Source organism: Methylomonas sp. MED-D, from assembly GCF_050276835.1.
GTDB lineage: Bacteria > Pseudomonadota > Gammaproteobacteria > Methylococcales > Methylomonadaceae > Methylomonas > Methylomonas koyamae_A.
The window spans coordinates 2,649,090-2,672,516 of record NZ_CP189965.1 but is presented as its reverse complement, the minus strand read 5'-3'; the positions used below and the strand labels follow the sequence as shown (position 1 = coordinate 2,672,516).

Sequence of the window (23,427 nt, the reverse complement as noted above, 5' to 3'; positions counted from 1 at the left end):
GTGCCTTGAATTGAGTCATGGGTATTTTCCGGGTGATGAGTAAAGAAAAGATCAATATTTAACAGGATTGCCATCATGTTTGACGGCTGTATCCTTATCATCAAAACCAGCTTCCGATTGTGAATTCAAACTACTTTTATCAATATGAAGAACGGGTCTTTTTTCTGCAGTTAAAACCAAACCTGGAGTATTAGGAGCCGGGAATGGCGTTCGCGAATAATTTAACCCTTGTTTTTCAGCTAATTGAAACCATTTTTCAGCTTCTAAAGGATTTTTAGTTACTCCAAGTCCTTCGTTATACATATAGCCTAGTGCATGTTGAGATGATGCATCCCCTTGCTCAGCAGCCAATTGATACCAATTGGCTGCTTCTTTGTAATCTTTTTTAATACCTTCTCCGTTGAAAAAAAGATTTCCAAGGTCATTTTGTGCCTCTTTAAACCCTTGAGTTGCCGCCAAACGAAACCATTTTTCGGCTTCTTCCTCTCTTTGAGCCTCTAATAATAAACGACCTATGTTGTATTGCGCCGCCTGGTGATTTTGGTTAGCTGCTGCTAGAAATAATTCTACGGCCTCTTTGTAATCTTGGCTGACTCCTTTGCCTTTTAAATACAAATAGCCAAGATTATACTGTGCGTCAGCATAACCTTGATCGACTGCTAAACGATACCATTTTATCGCTTCTTTAAAATCCTGATCAACACCTAATCCTTTGCTATACATAGTACCTAATTTACTCTGAGCTCGTTTTTCACCTTTTTCCGCTAATGGTCGCCATAATCGAAGTGCTGTATCAAAATCATTGCGGGATAACGCCTCAGCAGCTTTATCAAAATCATCAGCTACAGCTATGTTGATTGTAAGAAACATAAAAAGCATTGCAAATGCTATCTTACATAAATTATTGCACATTTAGTTTTCTCAAAGTTAATATAAGGCACTATAGCTCAATGTAATCGGTCAACTTCAATTCCCGCTAACGTTCCAAATAGGTAGAATCTGCGCGGACTATATCAGGAATATGTGACATTTGTATTTAGTGCAAGAAATTTTTAAGTGTTTTTTTAAATTTGCGGCAATAGTATTTTGGAAACGACGATTTATATTGCGCAACCCTGTTCTTGCGTTGGAATGACCGCTTTGGCGGAATTTCTTTAGATTTGCTGAGGGCAAATCAAATGTGACGACGGTCCGTTGATGGCCGATCTCCGGCGTTCAAAATACGGCTGACTGTATCGGAATCAGTGGGGGTGGCTGGCAAGGTTGGCCGGGCAAGCTTGCCCGGCTGGTATGAACGAGCGTTTCTCCGCAAGGTGGAATCGCCGAATGCGACTTTAACGCGGGTTCGCGCCGCTATGAATGATGGTGCCGACGTGTTCGCCGCGCAACGCGGCGGTCAGTCGGCCCGGCACCAGGCCATTCACGATCTGAATGTGTTCCAGGTGCCGCGCGGTCGCCATCACTTCGAGCAGGGCCGGATCGAAGGGCAGAGGGCCTGCCTGCTGGGCCAATTCGGCGGCGCTGGTTTCGCGAATCCACTGCGCTTGCTCGCCGTCGGCTTTGGGGTCGGCAGTGTAGACGCCATCCACATCCTCGACAATGGTCAGGCCGGCCGCGCCAAGCGCGTCGGCCAGTAAAAAGGCGCCGGTATCGGCCCTATGATACGGCAACCGCGAGGTTGGAAACTCGTGGTGGTGGTAGGGCGGAAAGGCACTGCCGACCACCGCTCGGGCGGCGGCGAGGTGGATGGCCAGCTGACTGGCGATGGTCGGGTGTTCGACGTAGGATACGCCGTCCGGCGCCAATAACGAAGCCAGAATGTGGCCGTTTTGTCCCGCTTCGCTGGCGGCGAGCGGCGCGAGCGAACCCACCGGCAGACCGAGATCCAGTCCAACACCGTATAAATGGCGGGCGCGGATTCCGGCTCCGGTAAGGATCAGCAGGCGGTGCTCGGGCAGGATTTTACGCAATTCGTCGACAATGGGCAGAATGGCGTCGGCGCCGCGATCCATGATGGAACGGCCGCCGATCTTGACGACTTGCAGCCAAGGCAGTAATCGGATAGGGCGCCTGCCGGCGACCGGACGGGTAAGATCGCCGTCCAGCAAGGTCTGGCGGGCCAGCGGCGAAGCTACGTGTTTGATGGTATTGGTATGTTCAGCCATTGTTGTATTCTCAGCTCGCGGTAATGATGGTGCCGACGTGCTCGCCGGCGAGCGCGCGGGATAGGTTGCCGGGGACCAGTCCGTTGACCACCTGGATTTCGCGAATGTGGCGCGCGGTTTTCAAAAGATCGAGCACCGGGAATTCGAGGATGGAGTCGTGCAAGCCCTTGGCCTTCATTTCGTCCACCGAAATCTTCGGGATGAACGTGGCGTCCTTGGAGGTCTTCGGATTCGCGGTGTAGAGACCGTTTTCGTCCTTGACGTAAATCATGGCTTTGCAACCGAATTGCTCGGCGAGCAGGAAGCAGCCGGCGTCGGTACGGTAGGGCGGAATCACGCCTTCGGGGGCTGGGCGCATCCACAAGTTGTAGGGCGGCATGCCGCTGAACACGACGGCATTGACCTCGGCCAAGTACAGAGGCACCGCCGACAGGCCGGCGCCGTCAACCGCTGAAATACCGTATTTCGCCAGCAGTTGTCCCAGCATCACCGCATTTTGGTCGGCAACCGAGGCGCCGAGTTGCGAAAGTACGCCGGCCGGCAGGCCGACGCCGGCCGCGATCGAATACAGATGGCGGGCTCGGGTACCCGCGCCGGTGCCGATCAGCATCTTGTGGTGTTTGCGGGCGGCGACGATTTCGTCCACCAATGGATAAACGGCGGCGCGGCCGCGATCGATCACGCTTTGGCCACCGATTTTGATGACGGTGGCATCCGGCAGGATGCGAAAATCCGGGGCGGCCTCGGCCGCCGCCAACAGTTGCGGATCGGAGAGAGATCGCTGCATCAGCAGCTCTTCTAGCTCGGCTGTGGAATGAGTCATGTGGTTGTCCTATTCGGTTGGATGGCACCGGTTTTGGGGTGTTGTCGCGAGTTACCGTTATTATTCGGGAAACGAGAATATCGCCATGTTTGAGTATGGCTAAGCCTACGGCGAGTGCAAGCCTCGAAACTGCTTGGGTTCGCAGCATATCGCAAAGCAAACGCCGAAACAACGGCGTCGGGCGATTGGATGTTCAATTGTTGGCCCGGTGGCGTTTGTATCCGGCGAGACCATGTCCGCCGAGTTTATGAAACGGAAAATTGGCGTTACCCAATCGCGGTTTTCGAGCACAATCGTACGGCCGGTCAAGCAGCGAGGGTAGGCCGGGATGAAGATCGGTGCAGATTACCATTACGATAGGCGCACGTTAAAACGATGGCCCTTGATCTTGCCTTTGCGTAAGCAGGCCAATGCCAGGTCGGCACGGTCGCGTTTGATCGCGACGTAAGCCTGCTTATCGAACACGTCGATTTTGCCGACTTCGCCGCCGGCTATGCCGCCGGCGCCGGTTAGGGCGCCCAGAATGTCGCCGGGCCGCATCTTGTCCTTGCGGCCGCCGTCTATCCACAAAGTCACCATCGGCGGCTCGTAGCGTTCCTCGCGGTCGAGTCGGAACGGCGCGACTTCGTCCCACTGCGCGCCGACATTCATGTAGTCTTCGATGGCTTTGACCCGGTTCAACTCGGCATCGCCGACCAGGCTTAACGCCAGCCCCTTGGCGCCGGCCCGGCCGGTGCGACCGATGCGATGCACGTAGACTTCCGGATCGAACGGCAGCTCGTAATTAATCACCGCTTGCATGTCTTTAATATCCAAGCCCCTGGCCGCCACGTCTGTGGCGACCAAGATCGAGCAACTTTTGTTGGCGAAGCGCACCAATACCTGATCTCTATCCTTTTGCTCCAGGTCGCCGTGTAGGGCTTGTACCGAAAAACCGCAGTGAGCCAAGGTGTCGGCTACGTCCTGGCACTCGCGTTTGGTGTTGCAAAACACCACCGTCGATTCGGGGCGATGATAGGCCAGCATATAACCCAAGGCATTTAGCCGCTTGTTCTTGTCGATCCGGTGAAAACGCTGTTCGATGTCGTTGTCGCGGTGGCTGGCTTCGACACTGACGGACACCGGTCTGAACTGAAAGCGTTGGCTCAAGGCTCGCACGGCCTCTGAATACGTTGCCGAAAACAACAGGGTTTGGCGGTGGCTAGGCGCGTGGGAAATCACATCGGTGATGATATCGGCGAAACCCATGTCCAGCATGCGGTCGGCTTCGTCCAGCACCAACACTTTCAGGTGCTCCAGCCGTAAGCTGTGTTTTTGCAGATGCTCCCATAAGCGGCCCGGCGTGCCGACCACCACGTGCGCGCCGTGTTCCAGCGAGGCACGTTGTGTCGTAAACGGCGCTCCGCCACACAATACGAGTACCTTGATGTTTTGGGTAAGGCGGGCCAGCTGGCGGATTTCCTTACAAACTTGATCGGCTAGCTCGCGCGTAGGGCAAATCACCATTGCCTGGACTTTAAAACTGTTCGAATCCAGTCGCGATAACAAGCCAATGCCGAACGCGGCGGTCTTGCCGCTACCTGTTTTTGCCTGGGCGATGACGTCCTTGTTTTCAAGTATATGCGGTAGAGTTTCGGCCTGGATGGCTGTCATGCGGGTATAACCCAGGGATTCGATGTTTTCCAGCAGAGCCGGCTTTAACGACAGGGAACAAAATTCAGGTGTATTCACAATGGGTCGATTATTGGGGCAGAGCGGCGCGTTTATCGCGATGGTCGCTCATGATAACTGTCCGCCCGATTAGGCGTTAGTTTTTTGGGTGGGGGCTCTGAGCGTGGATGCGAAGCCTTTCAAGAAACCGGTATCGATATTGATGTCTTTACGGTGATTTGCCCTTGGGATTGGTCGCAAATCACCGATTCTGCCTAGTATCCGGAATAATCGTCAGCTGTCACGATAAACCAGCCAAACTTCCATGCAGTCCGGCCAGCGCAGCCAGAGGAACGCCCGCACGGGAAAGCGCCTCGAACATGTCCGCTACGCCAATTACCAGATAGCCGGATCTACAACACAGCAGGGCTTCACGCGTTCCGCTTTTCAACAAGGCTCGAACCTCGATAAGGCAGAAGCGCGCCGTGACGTGTAGCTACATTGGGAGACTGTCCGGACGCGAAGCACCGGAGCCGTAAGGCAGTCGGATCACCGCTGATGGTTTTTAACCAAAAATGAGAAATCCCCCGGCTTAGCCGGGGAGACAGCAGGAGTTTGACATTTAGAGGAGTCCATCAGGAAACTCGAGAGCGTGAGCCGCCAAGCAAACGCAAGAGGAGAACCTACCTGATGGACGAGAACGAAAGCTTAAGCCACTCGAAATGGGAGTGCAAATATCACGTTGTGTTTATTCCCAAGTGCCGTCGCCGAACGCTGTATAGGGCGTTGCGCAAGCATTTGGGCGAGGTGTTTCGAAGGTTAGCGAGCCAGAAAGAAAGCCGAATATTGGAAGGGCATTTGATGCCGGATCATGTGCATATGTTGATATCGATCCCACCGAAATATGCGGTGTTGCAGGTGATTGGCTACATCAAAGGGAAGAGTGCGATTCACTTGGCCCGTGTTTATGGTGAAAAGAAGCGGAACTTTGTAGGTCAGCATTTCCGGGCGCGGGGGTATTTTGTTTCGACAGTGGGTCGGGATGAAACGATGATACGGGAGTATATCCGTCATCAAGAACAGGAAGACCAACGCATCGAACAAATGAACCTTTGCCAATGAGTCGCCGCCTATTGGCGGCTAAAGTTAAAGGGCCGCGTCAGCGACCCTATTTACCGCTTTGAGCGGTTCACAACATAAAGCCCCCCGCTTTGCCGGGGGATATTTACCTTTTGCGAAAACCTGGCATGAGTGAGCGCCTGACGAGGCCGTGTTGTTCTTTAACGAGGTGCAGAACGTGTACGAAACACCGTAAGCGATCTTTGAAGGACGCACTAGAACTGAAACGGACAATGACTTAACCGTTGGCGTACGATTAGTCCGTTAGGGCGTCGAGATTCCAAGGCAACAGCGCTTCGAACTCTTCGACAGTTTTTGCGGTGGGAAGCTTTCGGAACAGATCGACCAGATAGGTGTAAGGGTCGACGCTATTGGCCTTGCAGGTTTCGATCAACGAGTAAAGATTAGCGCTGGCACGGGCGCCGGCCACCGTATCGCAAAACAACCAATTGCGGCGGCCCACCACGAAGGGGCGTATGGCGTTTTCGCAGAGGTTGTTGTCGATGGGCCAAGCGCCGTTGTCGACGAAGCGGATCAGTTTGGACCACTGCGATGACAAGTAATGCAAAGCCTTGCCCAGCAAACTACCGGGGATTACCGCATGCAGATGTTGTAGCAGCAGGGCTTCGATTTTGACCAAAACCGGTCGGCTTTGCTCCTGGCGCCGCTGCCCACGCTGTTCGACGCTCAGGTCTTCCGTCTGAGTTTCAATCGCGTACAGTTCACCCATCGCCGCGATAAACTGCGTCGCCAGTTGCTCCGGGCCGCGCGCGGCTTTAGGAATGGCGGCTTCGGCCTCGACAAAATAACGCCGCGCATGCGCCCAACAGCCGAGGTGAATCGCACCCCGGCTGGCTGCAATGGCGTTATACACCTCATAGCCGTCGCTCATCAGTACCGCGCCGGGTTTGATGCCTTCATACAACGGCTGCGCATGCGTTCCGCCGCGCCCCGGCGTGTAGCTGAACAGCCGAATCGGCGGTCCGGAGCCGGTCATTTGTGCCCACAGATAGCTTTTGCTTTGCGCGGCTCGGCCGGATTCTTTGAGCACTTGAACCACGGTTTCGTCGCCCAGGATCAGATCGGCATCGAGCAGATGGTCGCGCAGCAAGTTGATGATGGGTTGCACTGCGTCGCCAACCCGCACCATGCTAGCCGCCAGCGTGTTGCGCGACAGATCGCCGCCGAAACGGCTCAACAGCGCGGCTTGCCGATACAGCGGCAGGCTATCCTGGTATTTGGCGGTGACGACCCAGGCTAATGCCGTTTCGGTGAGTAAGCCTTTGGGGATGATGCGAACCGGTGCCGGCGTCACGCGAATGCTTTCATCGCAGCACGGGCAGGCATATTTGACGCGGTGATGTTGAATGACTCGCACCTGTTGCGGCACGATGTCGAGCTGCTCGCTGATTTCAGCGCCGATTTCCACCAGACGAGTACCGTCATGCGCACAGATGCGTTCGGCTTCCGCTAATTCATGGCGCACGATCTCACGCGGCAGATGCGGATCGAGCGGTTTGCGACCGCGTTTCTTACGGCGGTGACCGGCCACCTCGACCGCTTCGGGCGTGGCTTCCTCGGCGATTGGAGCACCGTTCGGCGCCAACACTTCGGCTTCGTTCAGGAACAGGTCGCGCTGGGCCGGATTGGCCCGCGCCTCGGATTTTGCGGCATACAGCCTATGCAGAAAGGCATCCACACGTTCTTTCAATAAATCCCGCTCGACCGTCACCAACCGCAGTTGACTCGCCAGCCGTTGCTGCTCGGCCAGCAAGGCTTGGTAGTCTTCGGTGGACAGCGTGATGGTGGGCGTCATGCCGTTATTTTACCGGCTTTACATCCGCGTTTCAGCCCACTTGGGTATAGGTTCGTGCCGGATGCGGCCGCATCGCGGCCAAGTCAATACCGGCTAACAACCAGTGGAGTTGCTCGACCGTCAACATCACAACTGCTGCCTCTTTCGGCCAGTGAAAACGGTCGGCTTCCAGCCGCTTGAGCATCAACCAAAAACCGGTGCGGTCCCACAACAGCAGTTTGATCCGATCCCGCCGGCGGTTGCTGAACACGTAGATGGCCGGCTCGAACGGATTCAAGCCTAATGCCTGCTCAACCAGCAGCGCTAAACCATTGATGGCCTTGCGGCCGTCGACCGGCTCGCGGTGCAGGTAGACCTTCAATCCTGCGTCGAAACGAAACATGGCAGCTCGGCCAACGCCTTCAAAATCACCGGCAGGTCGCTCAGTGCGACAGGCTGTAACGCGAGTTTAACGCCGTTGGGCAACTCCGCACTGAGCGCTGACTCAGCCGGTTTCTCTGCGCTCAGCGACTGAACGGGCACAAAAGCCGGCAACGTTAATGGACTGTTCGGATTCGGATGTCCTGTTTCTCGGTAATGCCCCATCCACTTGCGCAGCAGATTGGCATTGATACCGTATTGCAGAGCGATCTTGGCAACCGATGTGCCCGAATGCAAGCAAACTTTCACTAGCTCCCGCTTGGCTTCCGGATCATAAAGGCAACGGCCGTCTCGCCCGTGCCCCACGATTAATGGCCGCGATAATCGCGTGTTATGCTCCTTCATAGGTGTCCACCTGATTATAAGTGGACACTATCTTCGTTCCTTTCGAGCTGTTTATACAGATGCTGTTAAAGGACCGCTTACGAAACACCGGAAGCGATGGTCAGGCGTCGGATGGCCATTTTCCGATCAGCCAGGTCATCGTGACGGTGACGACCTGGCCAAGTTTGACTACACAACCCCAAGCTTGCGAACGTGCCCGAGTCCGCGCCGGCGTTTGCCGACCTTGCCAGGCCGGTCACGTTCCCGCGCTTATCCGGTTGCGTCGTCGATCGCCGCCAGCCCGAGGGCTGTCGTTGCTACACGCAACAAGCCACGCCGTACTTCGTCAGCCCGGACCAGTGCCGTGCGTTCGTGAAGTACGGCCGTTTCGATCCTTACCGCGACGCGCCGGCCAGCGTTGCGCATGCTGGGAGCGGCCGCGAAACCCGAGCCGAACCAGCGGCCTCGCGGCCGCCCGCCTCCTAAGACCGAGACTTCGCATAATGTATATTATGTTAAATAATAACTATTCAGTTCCGCATCCCATATCTGTGGAATACAACGATTAGTTATTTTTCTTGTTGAGTTCGTTTCGCAAGGCTTCTTCCGAGATTTCATGATATAGGCTGGCGAGTTCTGCTATTAATTTTTGATACTCTGAATGGTGCTTTAACATCGGCATCATCATTCGCGCCTCGGATAATAGTTGCTCGAAATGCATAATCTCGATTTCATTTAATGTGTCGCCAGCAGAAACCCGCTTTTTGATGGTCAAAGCATATGGAATCGACTCCTTTTCCAGTTGCTCAACGTAGGCTGTGATAATGCCAATTTCATCGGATGACGAATACATAGGATTTCCTAAAACGGAGTGATGACAAAACCGTCAGTGTTGTACAGTTGAGTTTTTTTGATGCTGCTAATCTGTATTCAGACGAAGACCAGATGGTCTAATGCTCCTCCTTCGGCCAGTCTTCAAATATAGCGCATTCATAACTCATTTAAACCGAGGCGATCAGTAAAAAACACGGAAACGGAATTCGTTGTAGTGTCCAGTAATTTTTTAAATCAGCGGTTTTTCCGATGGTTTATTAGCCGTTATCCTGCTTTTGAAGGCAATGATGACGCAATAATTCGTGCAAAAAAAAAGCCTAAGTCGTTAAACCTAGGCCTTTAATCTGTCTGGTAGCGGGGGCAGGATTTGAACCTACGACCTTCGGGTTATGAGCCCGACGAGCTACCAAGCTGCTCCACCCCGCGATTGATTTGAGCAATTATACAGGTATTTACAGACATGACAAGTCTTTTGTCAGATGAATGACATTTGTGGTCGAGCCAGTTTCGCGCTGCCCTCGTTAAGTCGCCAATTCCGGTGGAAAAGACGTCACTGGGTTGGCAAAAACAGTTTGACTTCGGCAGCTATTATGGCAAAGTTAGCTGACAACCTTAGCGCTACTGCGGGAATAATCGTCTCTCGCGTGTATTCAAAAACTAAACGACTGGCTTCGTCCGTCCTATTCCTATTTATCCATGACCACAGACACTCTCCCTATTTTCGGTCGCGGCAGTCAACCGTCAGAACCGGACGGCGCTGAATTCGACTATTTGTCCATGCCGAATGAGATGCTGACGTATGCAATGCCGCGGATTTCAACCAGCCTCAATTCGCCAGCTCTCTCAGCGGCGCGACAACTCTCCATACAACTTCAAGCGAACTTGGACAACTTTCCGGCTGCCGGAAATACCATCGATTTACTGAGCTTGGATGACGAAAATCGCCAATTCATTGACGAACTGCTTGGTGAGGGCGAGGTCGCGGTGTTGATTGACGGAGGCGCCAACGGCCGGGTGCAGGAATCGATATTGGCCGGCGTTTGGCGCTTACAGCATCGCGACTCACTTGGCGGACTGGTCAAGGATAGTCTCGAAGTTGGCGCATTCCCACCATCGGTGGCGGAAACGGCTTTCGCCGGCGCGGCTCCATCGCTCGATGTAAACATGGCCGCTTTGCCGGAAGGCGTCATGAACGCGCCGCCGTTGATCGCCGAACTCAACGCTCACATCGCGAGCTACCAATCCGGCCATGACGCGCATGTAATCAACCTGAGTTTGCTACCGCAAACCGAACAGGACCTGGTCTTTCTTGACCAAAGTCTCGGCCGCGGTAAAGTGACGATACTGTCGCGCGGCTACGGCAATTGTCGAATAACCGCTACTGCTACGACTTACGTCTGGTGGGTGCAATACTACAATTCGCAAGATACTCTGATACTCAATACCTTGGAAATTTGCGACATTCCTAGCGTGGCCCAAGCCTCAGCCGAAGATATTGCCGATAGCAGTCAACGCTTGCGGGAAATCGTCGGAGCATATTCGTGAACGCCTCATTTTTCGGTGGAGCCTACGGCGGCGATTGCGGCACCCTGCCCGCCGACGCCCGACTGGAATGCAAAATCTGCTGGCACGTTTACGATCCTGCCGACGGCGATCCGGAGTCGCAAACGCCTCCCGGCACGGCCTTTGCCGATTTGCCGGCACATTGGACCTGCCCTCAATGCGACAGTCCTAAGCAAGGGTTTCTATTACTGGCCGAATAAATGCTTACCCCAGACGGAGAATCGATCCGTTGCGCGCTGACTGCAACGTTCGAGAATATACTAGCAAGCCGAATGCGGGAATTACCGATTATAAATCCGCTATTAAGCGTGCAAACCTCGGCATTGCAACGTTACGGCAACGAGTGGCTCGGTATATTAATCACGCCGTGGAGCATGAATTTGACAATGCTGCCGATCAGTTGTGACGACTGGGATTACGTACCGGGCGCTGCGTTCGAACGCCGGTTCCCCTACGGCAATTACCGCTTTTTGGTCAGCCATGCCGACGGCGTTGGCCCTTATGCGTTATGCTCGTTGTTTTCCCCAATGTTCGAATTTGCCGATCAAGCCGCCGCGCAAGCAACCGCCGAATCGGCATTGCTAGCCTTGCTTGCCGGCCCGAAGCCGCCGTCTCTGAGTCGGCGCGACTGGTTGCGTGGCGCATGGTCGGAGAACGCGGCGTCGTGACACCCGCCGGCCGCATCGATATTCATTTAACCGTTACTGGCGAGAGCATAAGCGGCGTTCGCTTAGCATCCAGCCGCCCGATTGCGGCAACTCAGATTCTACACGGCCTGTCGGCGCGGGAGTTGTTGCATACGCTACCAGTGTTGTTTTCGGTGTGCGGCAATGCTCAGGCTTATGCGGCCCGACAAGTTTGTCGGGCCGTTTTGGATCACCCAGAGACCATAGCCAGCGAATCGGCCCGCCAAATATTGGTTCTCGCCGAATGCATGCGGGAACTGGCTTGGCGAATTTTGCTGGATTGGCCAGAGGTCTTGGCCGAAAAAGCCGAGAAGGCAGCGATGGCAACCCTGTTGCGGAGCGACGACCAACTGAAGCGCATACTGTTCAAGGACGGCGACGCCTTTAGTTTAAGCAGCACGGCCATCGCAAGTGGAGACGTCATCGAACTACTCGATGATCTGCGATACACGCTGGATAAGGCCGTATTCGCCGGCAGTTTGGCAACTGTTTTGCAAATCGCCGACTTCGAGGACTGGAAAGACTGGTGGCGGTACTGTCAGGCCCCCGCCGCTCGGCTAATGCGCGAGATCGTCGATTTTGGATGGGCGGATTTGGGGCGAAATTCAGTCGAACTTCTACCGCCCTTGCCTGCGGCCAAGCTGGCGACGGAGATCGGTGAGGCTCCATCGGAATTTTGCCGAGCGCCACGGTGGCAAGCCCGTTGCTGGGAAACCACGGTGCTGAACCGGCAATCCGCCAGCCCGGCGATTGCCGGCTTATCTCAACATTACGGCAATGGTTTGCTAGTACGAATCGCAGCCAGATTGCGCGAGCTGGCGGAATTGCCGATTCGAATGTTGGCATTGACTCAACATTTGGGCGATACCAGCATCATTCCACCGCCTTTCCCGGTGGCCGATGGCTTGGCCTTGAGCCAAGTAGTTGCCGCGCGTGGATTGTTGCTGCATCGATTGGATCTGCGCCAAGGCCGGGTATACGATTACCGGATCGTGGCGCCGACCGAATGGAATTTTCATCCGGACGGCGTCGTCGCCCAAGGATTGTATCGTTTGCACGGCGATAGTGGGATGCTTAAACGGCAAGCCTCACTTTGGATAGCAGCCATCGATCCGTGCGTGGAATATCGATTGGAATGGGATTACGATACCGACGCTCGTTAAGCCGTATGCCGTATGCCGTATGCCCCGTTTGATCGGCTGTTGCAGAAGTTCTCCGGTCGAAGCCTTGTCCTGTCGTATGAATGAATCATGGTCGGGTTTCGGAATCCTTTATTTTTAGTTGTTCGAGATTTCAACGGATTAACACATGCATGAAATGTCGCTTTGCGAGAGCATTTTGCAAACCCTTGAACAGCAAGCGTCCATTCAACAGTACCGCAAGGTGAAAGCCGTTTGGCTGGAAATTGGCGCGCTGGCCGGGGTAGAAATCGAAGCCTTGCGATTTAGTTTCGACTTGGTAGTCCGAGGCTCTTTAGCGGAAGGTGCCGGGTTGGAAATAGTGACGGTACCCGGAATGGCTTGGTGTCTGCCCTGCGGCCGAACCGTCGAAGTTCAGCAACTTTACGACGAATGCCCTTTTTGCGGCAGTCATCAATTACAGGTGACCGACGGTCATCAAATGCGCATCAAAGAACTGGAGGTAGAATAATGTGCGGCGTCTGCGGCTGCGGCGAGGGCCTAAATCACTCGCATGACCACGATCATCACGAGCATTCTCATACATACGGCCACGGTCACGGAGACGATCACAACCACGACCACGACCACGACCACGACCACGACCATCATCACTTGCATCATCCCGCGGAGAGTCCGGAGCACGCGCACGCCAGCGGCTTAACGCCGGCGCGGATGGTACAGATCGAACAGGATATTCTGGCGGGCAACAACCGCTACGCCGCGGAAAACCGCAACTATTTGGCTGAGCGCGGCATCTTGGCGTTGAATTTGGTATCCAGCCCCGGTTCAGGCAAAACCACGCTGTTGACCGAAACGATAGAACGCCTGAAAAGCCAATTCGCTATCGCGGTCATCGAGGGCGACCAGCAAACCGCGCGAGACGCCGAACGGATACGCGCCACCGGTGTCAAGGCTCTACAAATCAACACCGGTAAAGGTTGCCATCTCGACGCTCACCGAGTCGGCCACGCATTCGAGCACTTGCAACTCGAGCGGCACAGTCTGTTGTTCATCGAAAATGTCGGGAATCTGGTTTGCCCGGCGGCCTTCGACCTCGGCGAAGCTCACAAGGTGGTAATTTTGTCGGTGACCGAGGGCGAGGATAAGCCGATTAAGTACCCTGATATGTTTTACGCGGCCGACTTAATGCTATTGAACAAGATCGACCTACTGCCCTACCTGGATTTCGACAGCGAGCAGTGCATACGCTACGCCAAGCAAGTTAATCCGAAAATCAAAGTGTTGGCCGTTTCCGCGAAAACCGGCGAAGGCATGGACGGTTGGTTGAAATGGCTACAGGCCGAATTGACCTTGCAACATATCGAATACGCGTAAACCCGCCGCCTCTCTGGTCAAACCGCGCGGCTGTCCGGCCGGGAAGAATTCAGCGCAGTTTTTCGCCGACGATGGAGCCGCGCACGTTCTCGGCGCTGTCAAGTTCCTTGACCTGTTTGCGCATTGCTTCCGATTGATCGACCTGGGCGTTGGCGTTGCGCTCCAGTGCCTTCACTTCGGCGGCCCTAAGCGCGGCCTCGTGTTGGGCTTTTTCCCGCAAGGCTTCTTGTTCCTTTTTAGCTTGGTAATCGGCTTCTACTTCTTTCAGCCTTTCCAACGCTTTGGCGTTACGCTCGGGGTTGCTGATTTCAATATCCACTTGTTTTTCGGCGGACTTGTTCCGACAAGGTTTGGCTTGATAGGTGATCTTACCGTTCTCGCTACACTTGTACAGTTCGGCGACCGCTAAGTTCGGCAACACAATTACTAAGGTCGGAATAAGAACAAAATACACGCTTTTCATTAGCGATCTCCTGAGCTTTAAAATGGCAAAGTATAGGCCAATTTCAACGCTACCGGATTGGCTATGCGGCAGAATACGCACCGCACTTTTTACCGTTAATTAATCTGTGTTATGTGACAGATCCTGGTTCCGTGATTTGCCTTGTTTTTTGCAAGTCTGTCGGCTCCACAACAACGGCAAACGGCCGCATCTTGCGGCTTTTAAATTAAGCGGCCCCATTTTTGCTGGACGGTGATGCCCCGCCACCGATACCGGGATTGGCGAGAGCCAATGCCGCCGCTACTTAAAATCCATGACTGTAAGAAACTTAACCGATAGCAATGCGTATTGGAGCGACTCGCTAGCCGCGGAACTGCTGCGATTTTTGACTGGTCGGATCAAGTGTCCGGACATCGCGGCCGAATTGACTCACGATACCTATCTTGGCTTGCGGCGAGTCGTCGAGCAGCAAGCACCGGAGAATACGCGGGCCATGGCATTTAGAATCGCCATGAATCTGGCGGTCGATTATCAGCGTAAAATGATGGTGCGTGACCGTCACACCGCCGAGGAGGCGTTCGATACAATCGCCGAAACCGTCGCTTGTCCCGCCTCCAGTACCGAACGTGTTCTGATCGGGCGCGAGCGTCTGCAAGCGCTTCATAGCGCATTAGTCGAGCTGCCGTTACAATGTCGAACGGTCTTTCTGCTGCATGGTGTCGAAGGCCTCACCTATTCGCAAATCGCCGAGCGCTTGGATATCTCCAAGTCCTTGGTGAACAAACTGTTGGCACAAGCGATGCATCACTGCGCGAACCGTTTGGCCGATTGACCGGCCGCACCACAACTACTCTCCGCCTATCCTAATCTCAGCATGTCCGATTCCTCCGACGCGCTTCCCGATACTTCGCCTAAACAACAAGCCTTGAATTGGCTGGTCAGATTGCGCGACGACCAATTGACCGACGCCGATCTGGAAGACTTCGCGATTTGGTTAGCCAGCGACCCCGCTCACGCCGACGCGTATAACCTAGCGGAAGCGCTTTTCCACGATATGGTTCTAGCGGGACGTGAACAGCCACGACCGAGCAGTGCCGCCCCAATTTCGAGTACACGTCCTTTGATGCGCTCGGTCGCTCCCAAACCTCGCAAACACCGTTGGCGCCGGTTACAAGGCGTCGCGGCCATCGCCGCGGCCTGGTTACTGGCAACGCAGTTGATTCTGCCGCGTCAGGCCCACTGGCTGGACGCGCTGCTTAGCGACTATCGTACCCAAACCGGCGAATTGCGCGATATCCGCCTAAGCGACGGTAGCCGGCTGATGTTGAATACCGACAGCGCGATTTCGGTCCAGTTCGATGCCGGGCTGCGCCGTATTGTATTGCATCACGGTCAGGCCAGTTTCAGCGTGGCTCCGGACAGCACGCGACCGTTCGAAGTAGCGGCCGCCGATGTGACCGTGCGCGCCCTGGGAACGATATTCGACGTCTATAAAACCGACGCCGGCTTGACCCGAATCGAAGTCAAGGAACACGCCGTCGCGGTCAGCGCCGGCCGCGAGACCAAACTCGAAGTCGCGGCCGGTCAGGCCGTCGAACTGCGAGAAGGCCGGCCCTTGGCGGCACCCGCCCCTGTGCGGCTGGATCAATCCGGCGCGTGGCGGCAGCGTCGCCTAATCATCAACGACAAGCCCTTAGCGGAATTGGTTGCCGAATTGGAACGTTATCGTTACGGCAGGATTTTTCTTAGCGATACCGAATTGGCCAGGCAACGCGTCAGCGGCGTGTTTGCCTTGGACGATCCGGATAGCGCGCTGAAAACGCTAACCTTGGCCTTGAATTTAAAATCGTCTCGGCTAGGACCGTTTTGGACGGTTTTACATCATTAATCCGCTTACTCTCCCGCTTGCCGCTGGGCGCGCCCCACGCCCGATCACCACGATTACGTTCCCGCTTGCACTTAAGCCATGACTGCAATGTTTCGAATAGTGAGTCGGCGAAATCCTGTTCATCTTGGCGCTTGTGTTGCTCTCGGATATTTTTTTGTTTTTTTCGTAGTCGATTTTCTCGCTCGAACGACTTCCTTATTGAAGACAGTCATTTTCAAAACAGGAAGACGTTTGAAACACCGACCCGCACCCAGCCGCAGCTACCACTCAGACCAAGTCGCCACGCCGGCCACAGGCGTCGACAAAGTCGCTTTGCTGTGCGTGGTCACTTCACTGAGCGGCGCGATGGTTTGGATACCGGTTTTGGCCGAGCCGGTCGGATTCGACTACAACATACCCGCTCAGTCGTTGAACGACGCGCTGATCGAGTTCGCCGCCAAGTCGAACCTTGAATTGGTATTTCCGGTTGACGACTTGCGCGGCCTGAGCGCTCCCGCACTGAAGGGACGCATGAGCGTGGAACAAGGGCTACGCACCCTATTGCAAAACAGCCGGTTGACATTCCGCTTTCTGGACGCCCGTACGATCACGCTCGAGACCGGGGAGCGCCCCACCAACCCGCGACGGGCTCCGGTTGCGTTGCCGCCAGTCACGGTCATCGGCAAACCGATTGCCGAACCGGCCGACGATGTCGCCTCGTATACCCTCGACCGAATGCAGAGCGCCACATTGACCGACACGCCGGTGCGACGGATTCCGCAAACAGTCGCCGGCGTTACCCGCGACCTGCTGGACGACCAGCAAGCCGTCACGGTCAGCGAGGCCTTAAGCAACGTCAGCGGCGTGGTGGCGCGCAATCCCTTGTATTCGCCGGTCCTGGAAGGGACGCTCATTCGCGGCTTTCCCTCCGAGCAACTGCTGGACGGCTTTACCCAGTATTACAATCCCGGCGACCGGGAAAGCACGATTAACGTTGCCAGCCTGGAAGTGCTCAAGGGCAGCAACGCCCTGCTCTACGCCGGCGGCTCGGGCGCCCCGGTCGGCGGTGTCGTGAATTTGATTTCCAAGCAAGCTCGGCCCGAGGCTTTCGGCGAATTCGGCTTCCGAACGGGATCTCACGACTACTTTCAACCGAATTTCGATATCAATCAGCCTTTGCATAGCCGGGTTTGGCTGCGGATGACCGGTGAATTTACCGATGCCGGCAACCGCGTCGATGCGGTCGAGACCCAGCGTTACAACTTGAATCCGGCCCTGACCTTCACCGACAACCATCGTAACAAGCTTACCTTGCGCGGGAAATTGTCGCATTGGCGGCAAACCGAGTATCAAGGCTTGCCGGCCACCGGCACCTTAGCCGGCCGGTTTCGGCTCCCACCGGACAGCTTTATCGGCCCGGCCGATGCGCCCCAAAGCCGTTCGGACAGCCAAGCGATTTGGGGCGAGTTCGAGCATCGTTGGGATAAGCACTGGACGATCACGCTGAAAAGCCGGGTGTCTCGAGCCAGTTTCGATCAGCGGGTGCAAACGCTATTCGGCGACGATGGCTTTATAGCCGATCGGCCGCTGAGCGCATTGGGAGCGTCGGCATGGGGGCTGGTTAACGCCGAGCTGTATCAACGCCAACGCGAGTTCAGCGTGCTCGGCTATCTGACCGGAAAGTTCGCCTCGGAAAACAGCGAGCACACCTTGGTCATCGGTGCCGACCGCGGCGAACTCGACGATATTGGCTTCGTCGGCGCCGATTTGGCGAATACCGGTTTGGTGGATCTTGCCCAACCCAACTTCGGGTTAAGGTATGCCGTCCCCGAACCGGCGCAGCCAAACCAGTTTATCGGTAATCTGACCTACGGCGGCTATCTGCAATGGCAGGGCAGTTTTTACAATCGGCTACATTTGCTGGCCGGCTTGCGTAGAGGGAAGGTGTCCATCGATTTTCGAAACACCGCGAGCGGCCGCTCGACCAGCACCGACGCCGAGAAATGGTTGCCCCGGTTGGGCGTCGCCGTCGACATCGGTTCAGCCTGGACCTGGTTTGCCGGTTACAGCGAAGGTATGCGCGGCCAGCCCTTCGTCGAGTTTGCCGATACGCCGTTGCCGGAATTGGCGCGCCACGTTGAGACCGGTTTGAAATTCGATATCGACGGTACTTGGCGCGGCCAACTTGCCGTGTACCGAATCGACCGCGAACGGGTGGCGGTGCCGGATGGGAGCGACGCCTTGCTACGCTCGACCGCCTCCGGCGGTCAAAGCGCCGAGGGCACGGAAGCGGACTTGAATTGGCGGTTATCGGAAGGGCTGGATTTGCTTGGCAATTATGCGTACACGTTGGCGCGCTACCAGGACGATAAAGCCGGCGTTCCGGCCGGTAACCGTTTGCCTCAGGTGCCCGACCAGGCCGGGCGGCTGTGGTTGAATTACCAACTGCCGGCGTCCTTGCTACCCGGTTGGCGAATCGGGGTTGGCGTGAATTTAAGCGCGGGCGCCTATTTATCCAAGGACAACCGCTTCAAGACCTCCGGCTACCACTGTGTGGACGCCAGTCTGGGGTACGAAACGTCGGCATGGAAATTGGCGGCCACCGTCAAAAACCTTAGCGGCGAACATTATTATCGACCTTTCGATTATTTCGACGGCCGGGTCGCACCCGGCGCGGATACCGAACTGTATTTCAACATCGCGTACCGCTATTAGGTCGCCTGAACACACGGAGCTAAAGGACGGATCACTTAAGGAACTAGAGTGAAGCCGCCGGGACCGGCGGCAAAAACGCCACATCCGCCGCGAGACGGAGCCGGAAAACCACGGATCTTTGGACCAAAAGACCGCCGGGTTGCCCGTACTGCCATGTTCGCTTCCAGCGCCGGACCGAAAACTCGGTCCGGCGTTACGGGAAACGTGCGCCTTGCGGCCAGACATTTTCATTATTTCGACCCTTTAAGGACATGCCATGACACAAAAACACAGTTACCGATTGCAACTAGCCACCGCCGGTGCTCTTTCCATCGCGATGTTGGGCGGATTTCTCGCGCCTGCCAGCGCTGAAGCCGCGCTCGTTACCGGCAGCGTCGGCATTTCAATCGACAACGCGGCGTTAGCCGCCGTCACCGGTGGTTGGCGGATCGATAGCTTCTTTGATGCCAGCTACAACCAGATCGCCATTACCGCCGATACCGTCGGCGGCGTTGCATCGGCCATCGACATGACGCTACCGATCAACACCAATTTCACCACGACCAGTTACGCCGCCGTCAACCGCACGCTGCAAGCGACCACGATGGAGGTCGGTAACACCGCCAGCGGCCAAATCGGTCTCAGCGGCGGCATGCGCATGTCGGTACCCGGCACCAGTAGCGGCTCATTGACACCTTACGATTTTCGTCTGCAAAAAATCGGCGGCGTGTGGAATCTGGTGACTTACGACCAATTTTTCTCGGGCACCACGTTTTTGCAACTGACCAATACCAGCGAAACCGTGAACGCCGGCGGCGAACTGACCTTGAGTGGCGACCTGATTTTTGGAAGCGGCAGCAATAAGTATCCCAGCCCATTCGGCCTGACCTGGGGATCGTTCCTGGGGATTTCCGCCACCGACGCAGTCGTCGGCAGCCTTTCGATGAACCTTCCGGCGGCGGTACCCGTGCCAACCGCCGTCTGGTTGTTCGGTAGTGGTCTGATTGGCTTGGTCGGTGCGACGCGCCGTAAGAACCTTGCGGATTAAGCCAACCTTTTTGCTGGTTCGATCAGAGCGCCGCGACAGATTGTGCCGGCGCGGCGCTTGCTCAACGTTTTTTACAGGAATCGCGATGCCTATTTTGCCTTTTTACCGAATCCGCCTCGGGCTACCCTTGGTTGCCGCGTTGGCGCTGTCGCCGAATGCGATGGCCTTGGTTCTAAACGCGCCGAACTCCGGCACGTTTACAATGAATCTGGACGCTGTCGCGCTGGCACCTTACGCCGGTGGCTATTACCTCAGCACATATTGGGACGCGGTGGCGGCCGACCCGACCGATCCCGCCAATAGTGGCGGCGCCCTGGTCGGCCAAGTCGCTACCGCCGAAATTCCGGCGCTGAACCAATCCTTCACGATTACCGCGATCGGCGGCGATATTGCCGGTCAAGCCGCGCAACGCTTTCAACAAGCCACGTCGGCGGACTTTCACATCGATACCGAAAACCTGGCCGGCGGCACCGCCGGTCAAGTCGGTTTGGCGGGCGTCCAAGGCTTCTTCGCGCCAAACTACCCACCCAACGGCGCCGGCTTGGTCAACGGTGATTTCGCGGTACGTTTCGATGCCGCTCGCCAAAACCATGGTGGCAGCGGTTGGTATCTGGACAACAATATTTATTTCACGATGGCGGTTTACGACTTCAGCAACCTAAGTATTAGCTGGATCGATGCCGATAACTGGCAATTTAGCGGCGATCTGGCGATGTCGCCGGAAAATGCCAGCATGCTGAGGGGCAGCGCGCTGGCCGATGTCGGCGACTTTTGCTTAGGCGCGGGCAGCTTTGCCGGATGCGGTCAAGTCAGCGCGGTTCCGCTGCCCGGTGCCATTTGGCTGTTCGGCACTGGCTTGGCGGTTCTGGGTGGCAAGGGCCGCCGAATGACCATATTCGGTTCGGAGGCTAGCCATGTTTAAGCGCATCGAGCAGTCAGTAGCGCGCTGGTATAGCGCGGCGGCGATAGCCGCGTTGAGCGCCGGCATGCCGGCCCTGGCCAACGCAACCGCGCTGCACGCCGATTTGGGCGGCACGTTTACGACCCAATACGACCGAGAGGCCTTGGCGGTGCTGGTGGGCGGCAGCTCCAGCGCGCCCGGTGAGTTTCTGGTCGCTTACTTCGACACGACGCAATCCGACTACACCCAGTTCAGCGATTCCTACTTCTATCTCGGCAATACCAGCAGAACCGAAATTCCGGCGGTGAATCTGGTTCACGACATCACGCCGGTCAGCGCCGTCAATCCGAGTGGTCAGGCCCAAAATCGCTACGTAAAAGCGACGACGCCCAATTTCGCCATCGATAGCGAAACTCTGACCGGAACCGGTAGTCTGGGCATGACCGGCGTGGAATTGTTTCGCGGCAACTACAACGGTTCGCTGGTGACTGGCGACTTCAGCTTGCGTTACAGCGTCGCCAACCGGCAAGCCGCTTGGGACGACTTGGGACAGGCCGGCACACCGGGCGGCTGGTACCTGCAAAACAACATCAGCTTTAGCATGGTGTTGTTCGATTTGGCGAATTTGAGTCTGATAATCGCCGACGCCAATAACTGGCAATTGAGCGGCGACTTGTTGATGAGCCCGGAGAATGCCGATTTTTTAGGCGGTGCCCGCCAAGCCGATGTCGGTGACTTTTGTTTGGGTGTCGGCAGTTTCGCCGGTTGCGGTCAAGTGGCCGCCGTGCCGGTGCCGGCGGCGGTTTGGTTGTTCGGCACGGGATTGATTGGCTTGACCGGCATCCGCCGGCGTGGAGTCAAACGATGACCGGCGGCCGTCTCGATCCGATCACGGCCGCGTGCATGCTGCTGCTGGGCGCGCAAGCGCCGCTGGCAAATGCAAACGCCGTGACTTACCAACAGTTCGTTAGTGTGCAAATGAACGTCGATGCAGTCGGCCGCAATGTTACCGGCGACGCCGCGCACGAGCCGACCATCGCCCAAGACCCCAATAACCCCAAACGATTGGTCGCCGGCTGGAAGCAGTTTGCGACGGTAGCGTCCGGTAACCGCCAAGGTGGTTGGGCTTACAGCGACGACGGTGGGCTATCCTGGCATTTCCCCGGCGTTGTCACGCCGGGCGAACAGCGCACCAATATCATGGTGGACGTTGATTCGGCCGGCGATTTCTACTATCAAAACCTCCACTACGATGCAACCGGCAGCTACGCTCAAGACGTTCAGGTCCTTAAGTCCACGGACGGCGGCATCAGTTGGGGCGTACCGGTCCACGCTTACGGCGAAGGCGCCGATAAGGGCCGGATCGGCATCGATCGTAGCGGCACCTCCAGCGACGGCCACGTCTATCTGGTCTGGCGCGAGGGTCTGGACGACCGCCGTTTTACGCGTTCCAGCAATGGGGGCGTTAGCTTCGAGGCGCCGGTCGCGATTCCGGAGAGTCCGGCGTTCGGCACGATCGCGGTGGGCCCCGCGGGTCAAACCTATGTCAGCGGCCGTAGCGAGGATGGCGAATTGGTCGGCGCCAAATTGATATTCGGCAAGTATCTGTTGGCGACCTCGCTGAACGCCCGCGATCCCGACGCGTTGCCGAGTTTCACGACTCAACCCGTCGATATGGGCGGCTCGCCGGTCATGTTCCAGTTTCAGAACAATCCCAATCAATACGGTCCGCCGGGAGATCTCCAAGTGAATGTCGATCAGTCCGACGGGCCATTACGCGGCAATATTTATTTGATGTCTTCGGTCGATCCGGCCGGCGCCGATAACCAGGATGTCAAATTCATTCGCAGTAGTGACGGTGGTCTGACTTGGTCCGCGCCGGTGAAAATCAACGACGACACACCGCACAAGGACGCCTACCAGTGGTTCGCAATGCAAGGCGTGGCGCCGAACGGCCGGATAGACGCGGTCTGGTACGACACCCGCGACAATCTGCGGCCGGCGCTGTCGCGCTTGTATTATTCCTACTCCTGGGACGGCGGCCTGACCTGGAGCAAGAATCGGCCGGTGACGCCGGTGTTCAACACCCACATCGCCTATCCGCTGGGAGCGCAAAAACTGGGTGATTACACTCACTTGGTTTCGGACGCATTGGGTGCTCACGTGGCGTATTCGGCGACCTATAACGGCGAACAGGACGTCTATTATTTAAATGTGTATCCGGACTGTAACGATAACGGCGTCTCCGATGTCAGCGACATCAAGTTGCGTCTAACCGGCGACACCAACGCCAACCATCTGCCCGACAGCTGCGAGAACATGGTCGTACCCGGTGACCTGGACGCCGACAAGGATGTGGACAAGCAAGATCTGAACGCCCTGCTCGCGTTACGTAACCGACCGGCGCGCGGTAGCGAAGACCCAGCCGATCTGGACCGGAACGGCGTGATCAACCTGCTGGACGCCCGCCGCCAGGCCCTGCTCTGCACCAGAACGCAATGCGCCATTCAATAAATTAAACCTAAGCGATCACGCTACTCGAGCGCGCGAAAAACGCGC

General features: G+C 56.2%; 23 protein-coding genes, 1 tRNA gene and 1 riboswitch. Of the genes, 14 read left to right on the top strand and 10 right to left on the bottom strand.

Annotated elements, in window-relative coordinates; all coding sequences use genetic code 11:
- Window positions 1-51 precede the first annotated feature (51 nt).
- From ACQE3E_RS11850 to dbpA, 4 genes are all read right to left on the bottom strand, one after another.
- A complete protein-coding gene (locus ACQE3E_RS11850) occupies window positions 52-912 on the bottom strand; it encodes a tetratricopeptide repeat protein (protein ID WP_083385773.1) in 861 nt (286 codons plus the stop codon).
- A gap of 422 nt (window positions 913-1,334) precedes the next feature.
- Complete coding sequence (locus ACQE3E_RS11845; protein ID WP_071156804.1) at window positions 1,335-2,165, bottom strand: molybdenum storage protein subunit alpha; 831 nt, start codon at window positions 2,163-2,165, stop codon at window positions 1,335-1,337.
- Between the two features lie 10 nt (window positions 2,166-2,175).
- On the bottom strand, window positions 2,176-2,988 hold the full coding sequence (locus ACQE3E_RS11840; protein ID WP_071156806.1) for a uridine kinase: 813 nt from the start codon (window positions 2,986-2,988) through the stop codon (window positions 2,176-2,178).
- Between the two features lie 351 nt (window positions 2,989-3,339).
- Complete coding sequence (gene dbpA, locus ACQE3E_RS11835) at window positions 3,340-4,719, bottom strand: ATP-dependent RNA helicase DbpA (RefSeq protein ID WP_427500564.1); 1,380 nt, start codon at window positions 4,717-4,719, stop codon at window positions 3,340-3,342.
- A 609-nt stretch (window positions 4,720-5,328) separates the two neighbouring features.
- On the opposite strand from dbpA, the gene tnpA reads away from it, so the two are divergent.
- Entirely contained in the window at window positions 5,329-5,760 is a 432-nt protein-coding gene (gene tnpA, locus ACQE3E_RS11830) for an IS200/IS605 family transposase (protein WP_313727825.1), read from the top strand.
- Between the two features lie 253 nt (window positions 5,761-6,013).
- Here the strand turns inward: tnpA and tnpC are convergent, their stop codons facing one another.
- The 5 genes from tnpC to ACQE3E_RS11805 form a co-directional block, all read right to left on the bottom strand.
- The gene (gene tnpC, locus ACQE3E_RS11825) at window positions 6,014-7,573 is read right to left on the bottom strand and encodes an IS66 family transposase (protein WP_313728405.1); all 1,560 of its coding nucleotides are present in this window, start codon (window positions 7,571-7,573) and stop codon (window positions 6,014-6,016) included.
- Between the two features lie 31 nt (window positions 7,574-7,604).
- Window positions 7,605-7,955, bottom strand: a complete 351-nt coding sequence (tnpB, locus tag ACQE3E_RS11820) for an IS66 family insertion sequence element accessory protein TnpB (RefSeq protein WP_313727828.1) — start codon at window positions 7,953-7,955, stop codon at window positions 7,605-7,607.
- A complete protein-coding gene (locus ACQE3E_RS11815; protein WP_231883784.1) occupies window positions 7,931-8,338 on the bottom strand; it encodes a transposase in 408 nt (135 codons plus the stop codon). The genes tnpB and ACQE3E_RS11815 overlap by 25 nt, the downstream gene beginning before the upstream one ends.
- 544 nt (window positions 8,339-8,882) lie before the next feature.
- Window positions 8,883-9,170: a hypothetical protein gene (locus tag ACQE3E_RS11810; RefSeq protein ID WP_071156846.1), complete on the bottom strand. Its 288-nt coding sequence runs from the start codon at window positions 9,168-9,170 to the stop codon at window positions 8,883-8,885.
- 330 nt (window positions 9,171-9,500) lie between these two features.
- Window positions 9,501-9,577 (bottom strand) — tRNA-Met (locus tag ACQE3E_RS11805).
- 456 nt (window positions 9,578-10,033) lie between these two features.
- Here ACQE3E_RS11805 and ACQE3E_RS11800 point away from each other — a divergent pair.
- The 6 genes from ACQE3E_RS11800 to hypB all read left to right on the top strand — a co-directional run bounded on the left by ACQE3E_RS11800 (window position 10,034) and on the right by hypB (window position 13,916).
- Window positions 10,034-10,696, top strand: coding sequence for a hydrogenase expression/formation protein (locus ACQE3E_RS11800; protein ID WP_254786722.1), 663 nt, complete (start codon window positions 10,034-10,036; stop codon window positions 10,694-10,696).
- Window positions 10,693-10,914: a rubredoxin gene (locus tag ACQE3E_RS11795; RefSeq protein WP_064027576.1), complete on the top strand. Its 222-nt coding sequence runs from the start codon at window positions 10,693-10,695 to the stop codon at window positions 10,912-10,914. The genes ACQE3E_RS11800 and ACQE3E_RS11795 overlap by 4 nt, the downstream gene beginning before the upstream one ends.
- Complete coding sequence (hybE, locus tag ACQE3E_RS11790) at window positions 10,915-11,382, top strand: [NiFe]-hydrogenase assembly chaperone HybE (RefSeq protein ID WP_064027578.1); 468 nt, start codon at window positions 10,915-10,917, stop codon at window positions 11,380-11,382.
- Window positions 11,358-12,563 (top strand): Ni,Fe-hydrogenase I large subunit, encoded by a 1,206-nt coding sequence (locus ACQE3E_RS11785; RefSeq protein ID WP_313727842.1) that lies wholly within the window; start codon window positions 11,358-11,360, stop codon window positions 12,561-12,563. The genes hybE and ACQE3E_RS11785 overlap by 25 nt, the downstream gene beginning before the upstream one ends.
- 145 nt (window positions 12,564-12,708) lie before the next feature.
- The gene (gene hypA / locus ACQE3E_RS11780; RefSeq protein ID WP_071156854.1) at window positions 12,709-13,050 is read left to right on the top strand and encodes a hydrogenase maturation nickel metallochaperone HypA; all 342 of its coding nucleotides are present in this window, start codon (window positions 12,709-12,711) and stop codon (window positions 13,048-13,050) included.
- Window positions 13,050-13,916 (top strand): hydrogenase nickel incorporation protein HypB, encoded by an 867-nt coding sequence (hypB, locus tag ACQE3E_RS11775; RefSeq protein WP_427500563.1) that lies wholly within the window; start codon window positions 13,050-13,052, stop codon window positions 13,914-13,916. The genes hypA and hypB overlap by 1 nt, the downstream gene beginning before the upstream one ends.
- Before the next feature lie 49 nt (window positions 13,917-13,965).
- Here hypB and ACQE3E_RS11770 read toward each other — a convergent pair whose 3' ends face one another.
- Window positions 13,966-14,379, bottom strand: coding sequence for a hypothetical protein (locus ACQE3E_RS11770; protein WP_071156858.1), 414 nt, complete (start codon window positions 14,377-14,379; stop codon window positions 13,966-13,968).
- A gap of 292 nt (window positions 14,380-14,671) precedes the next feature.
- On the opposite strand from ACQE3E_RS11770, the gene ACQE3E_RS11765 reads away from it, so the two are divergent.
- The 7 genes from ACQE3E_RS11765 (at window position 14,672) to ACQE3E_RS11735 (ending at window position 23,382) form a co-directional block, all read left to right on the top strand.
- Entirely contained in the window at window positions 14,672-15,190 is a 519-nt protein-coding gene (locus ACQE3E_RS11765; protein ID WP_281023288.1) for a sigma-70 family RNA polymerase sigma factor, read from the top strand.
- 42 nt (window positions 15,191-15,232) lie between these two features.
- Window positions 15,233-16,246: a FecR family protein gene (locus ACQE3E_RS11760; protein ID WP_313727844.1), complete on the top strand. Its 1,014-nt coding sequence runs from the start codon at window positions 15,233-15,235 to the stop codon at window positions 16,244-16,246.
- Window positions 16,247-16,477: 231 nt separating this feature from the next.
- Complete coding sequence (locus ACQE3E_RS11755; protein ID WP_313727845.1) at window positions 16,478-18,940, top strand: TonB-dependent siderophore receptor; 2,463 nt, start codon at window positions 16,478-16,480, stop codon at window positions 18,938-18,940.
- Between the two features lie 67 nt (window positions 18,941-19,007).
- Window positions 19,008-19,087: riboswitch (cyclic di-GMP riboswitch) on the top strand.
- A 109-nt stretch (window positions 19,088-19,196) separates the two neighbouring features.
- On the top strand, window positions 19,197-19,967 hold the full coding sequence (locus tag ACQE3E_RS11750) for a hypothetical protein (RefSeq protein WP_313727846.1): 771 nt from the start codon (window positions 19,197-19,199) through the stop codon (window positions 19,965-19,967).
- Window positions 19,968-20,052: 85 nt separating this feature from the next.
- Window positions 20,053-20,889, top strand: a complete 837-nt coding sequence (locus ACQE3E_RS11745) for a hypothetical protein (protein ID WP_313727847.1) — start codon at window positions 20,053-20,055, stop codon at window positions 20,887-20,889.
- Complete coding sequence (locus tag ACQE3E_RS11740) at window positions 20,882-21,736, top strand: VPLPA-CTERM sorting domain-containing protein (protein WP_313727848.1); 855 nt, start codon at window positions 20,882-20,884, stop codon at window positions 21,734-21,736. Before ACQE3E_RS11745 ends, ACQE3E_RS11740 begins: the two co-directional genes overlap by 8 nt.
- Window positions 21,733-23,382, top strand: coding sequence for a sialidase family protein (locus ACQE3E_RS11735; protein ID WP_313727849.1), 1,650 nt, complete (start codon window positions 21,733-21,735; stop codon window positions 23,380-23,382). The genes ACQE3E_RS11740 and ACQE3E_RS11735 overlap by 4 nt, the downstream gene beginning before the upstream one ends.
- The last annotated feature ends 45 nt before the right edge of the window (window positions 23,383-23,427 follow it).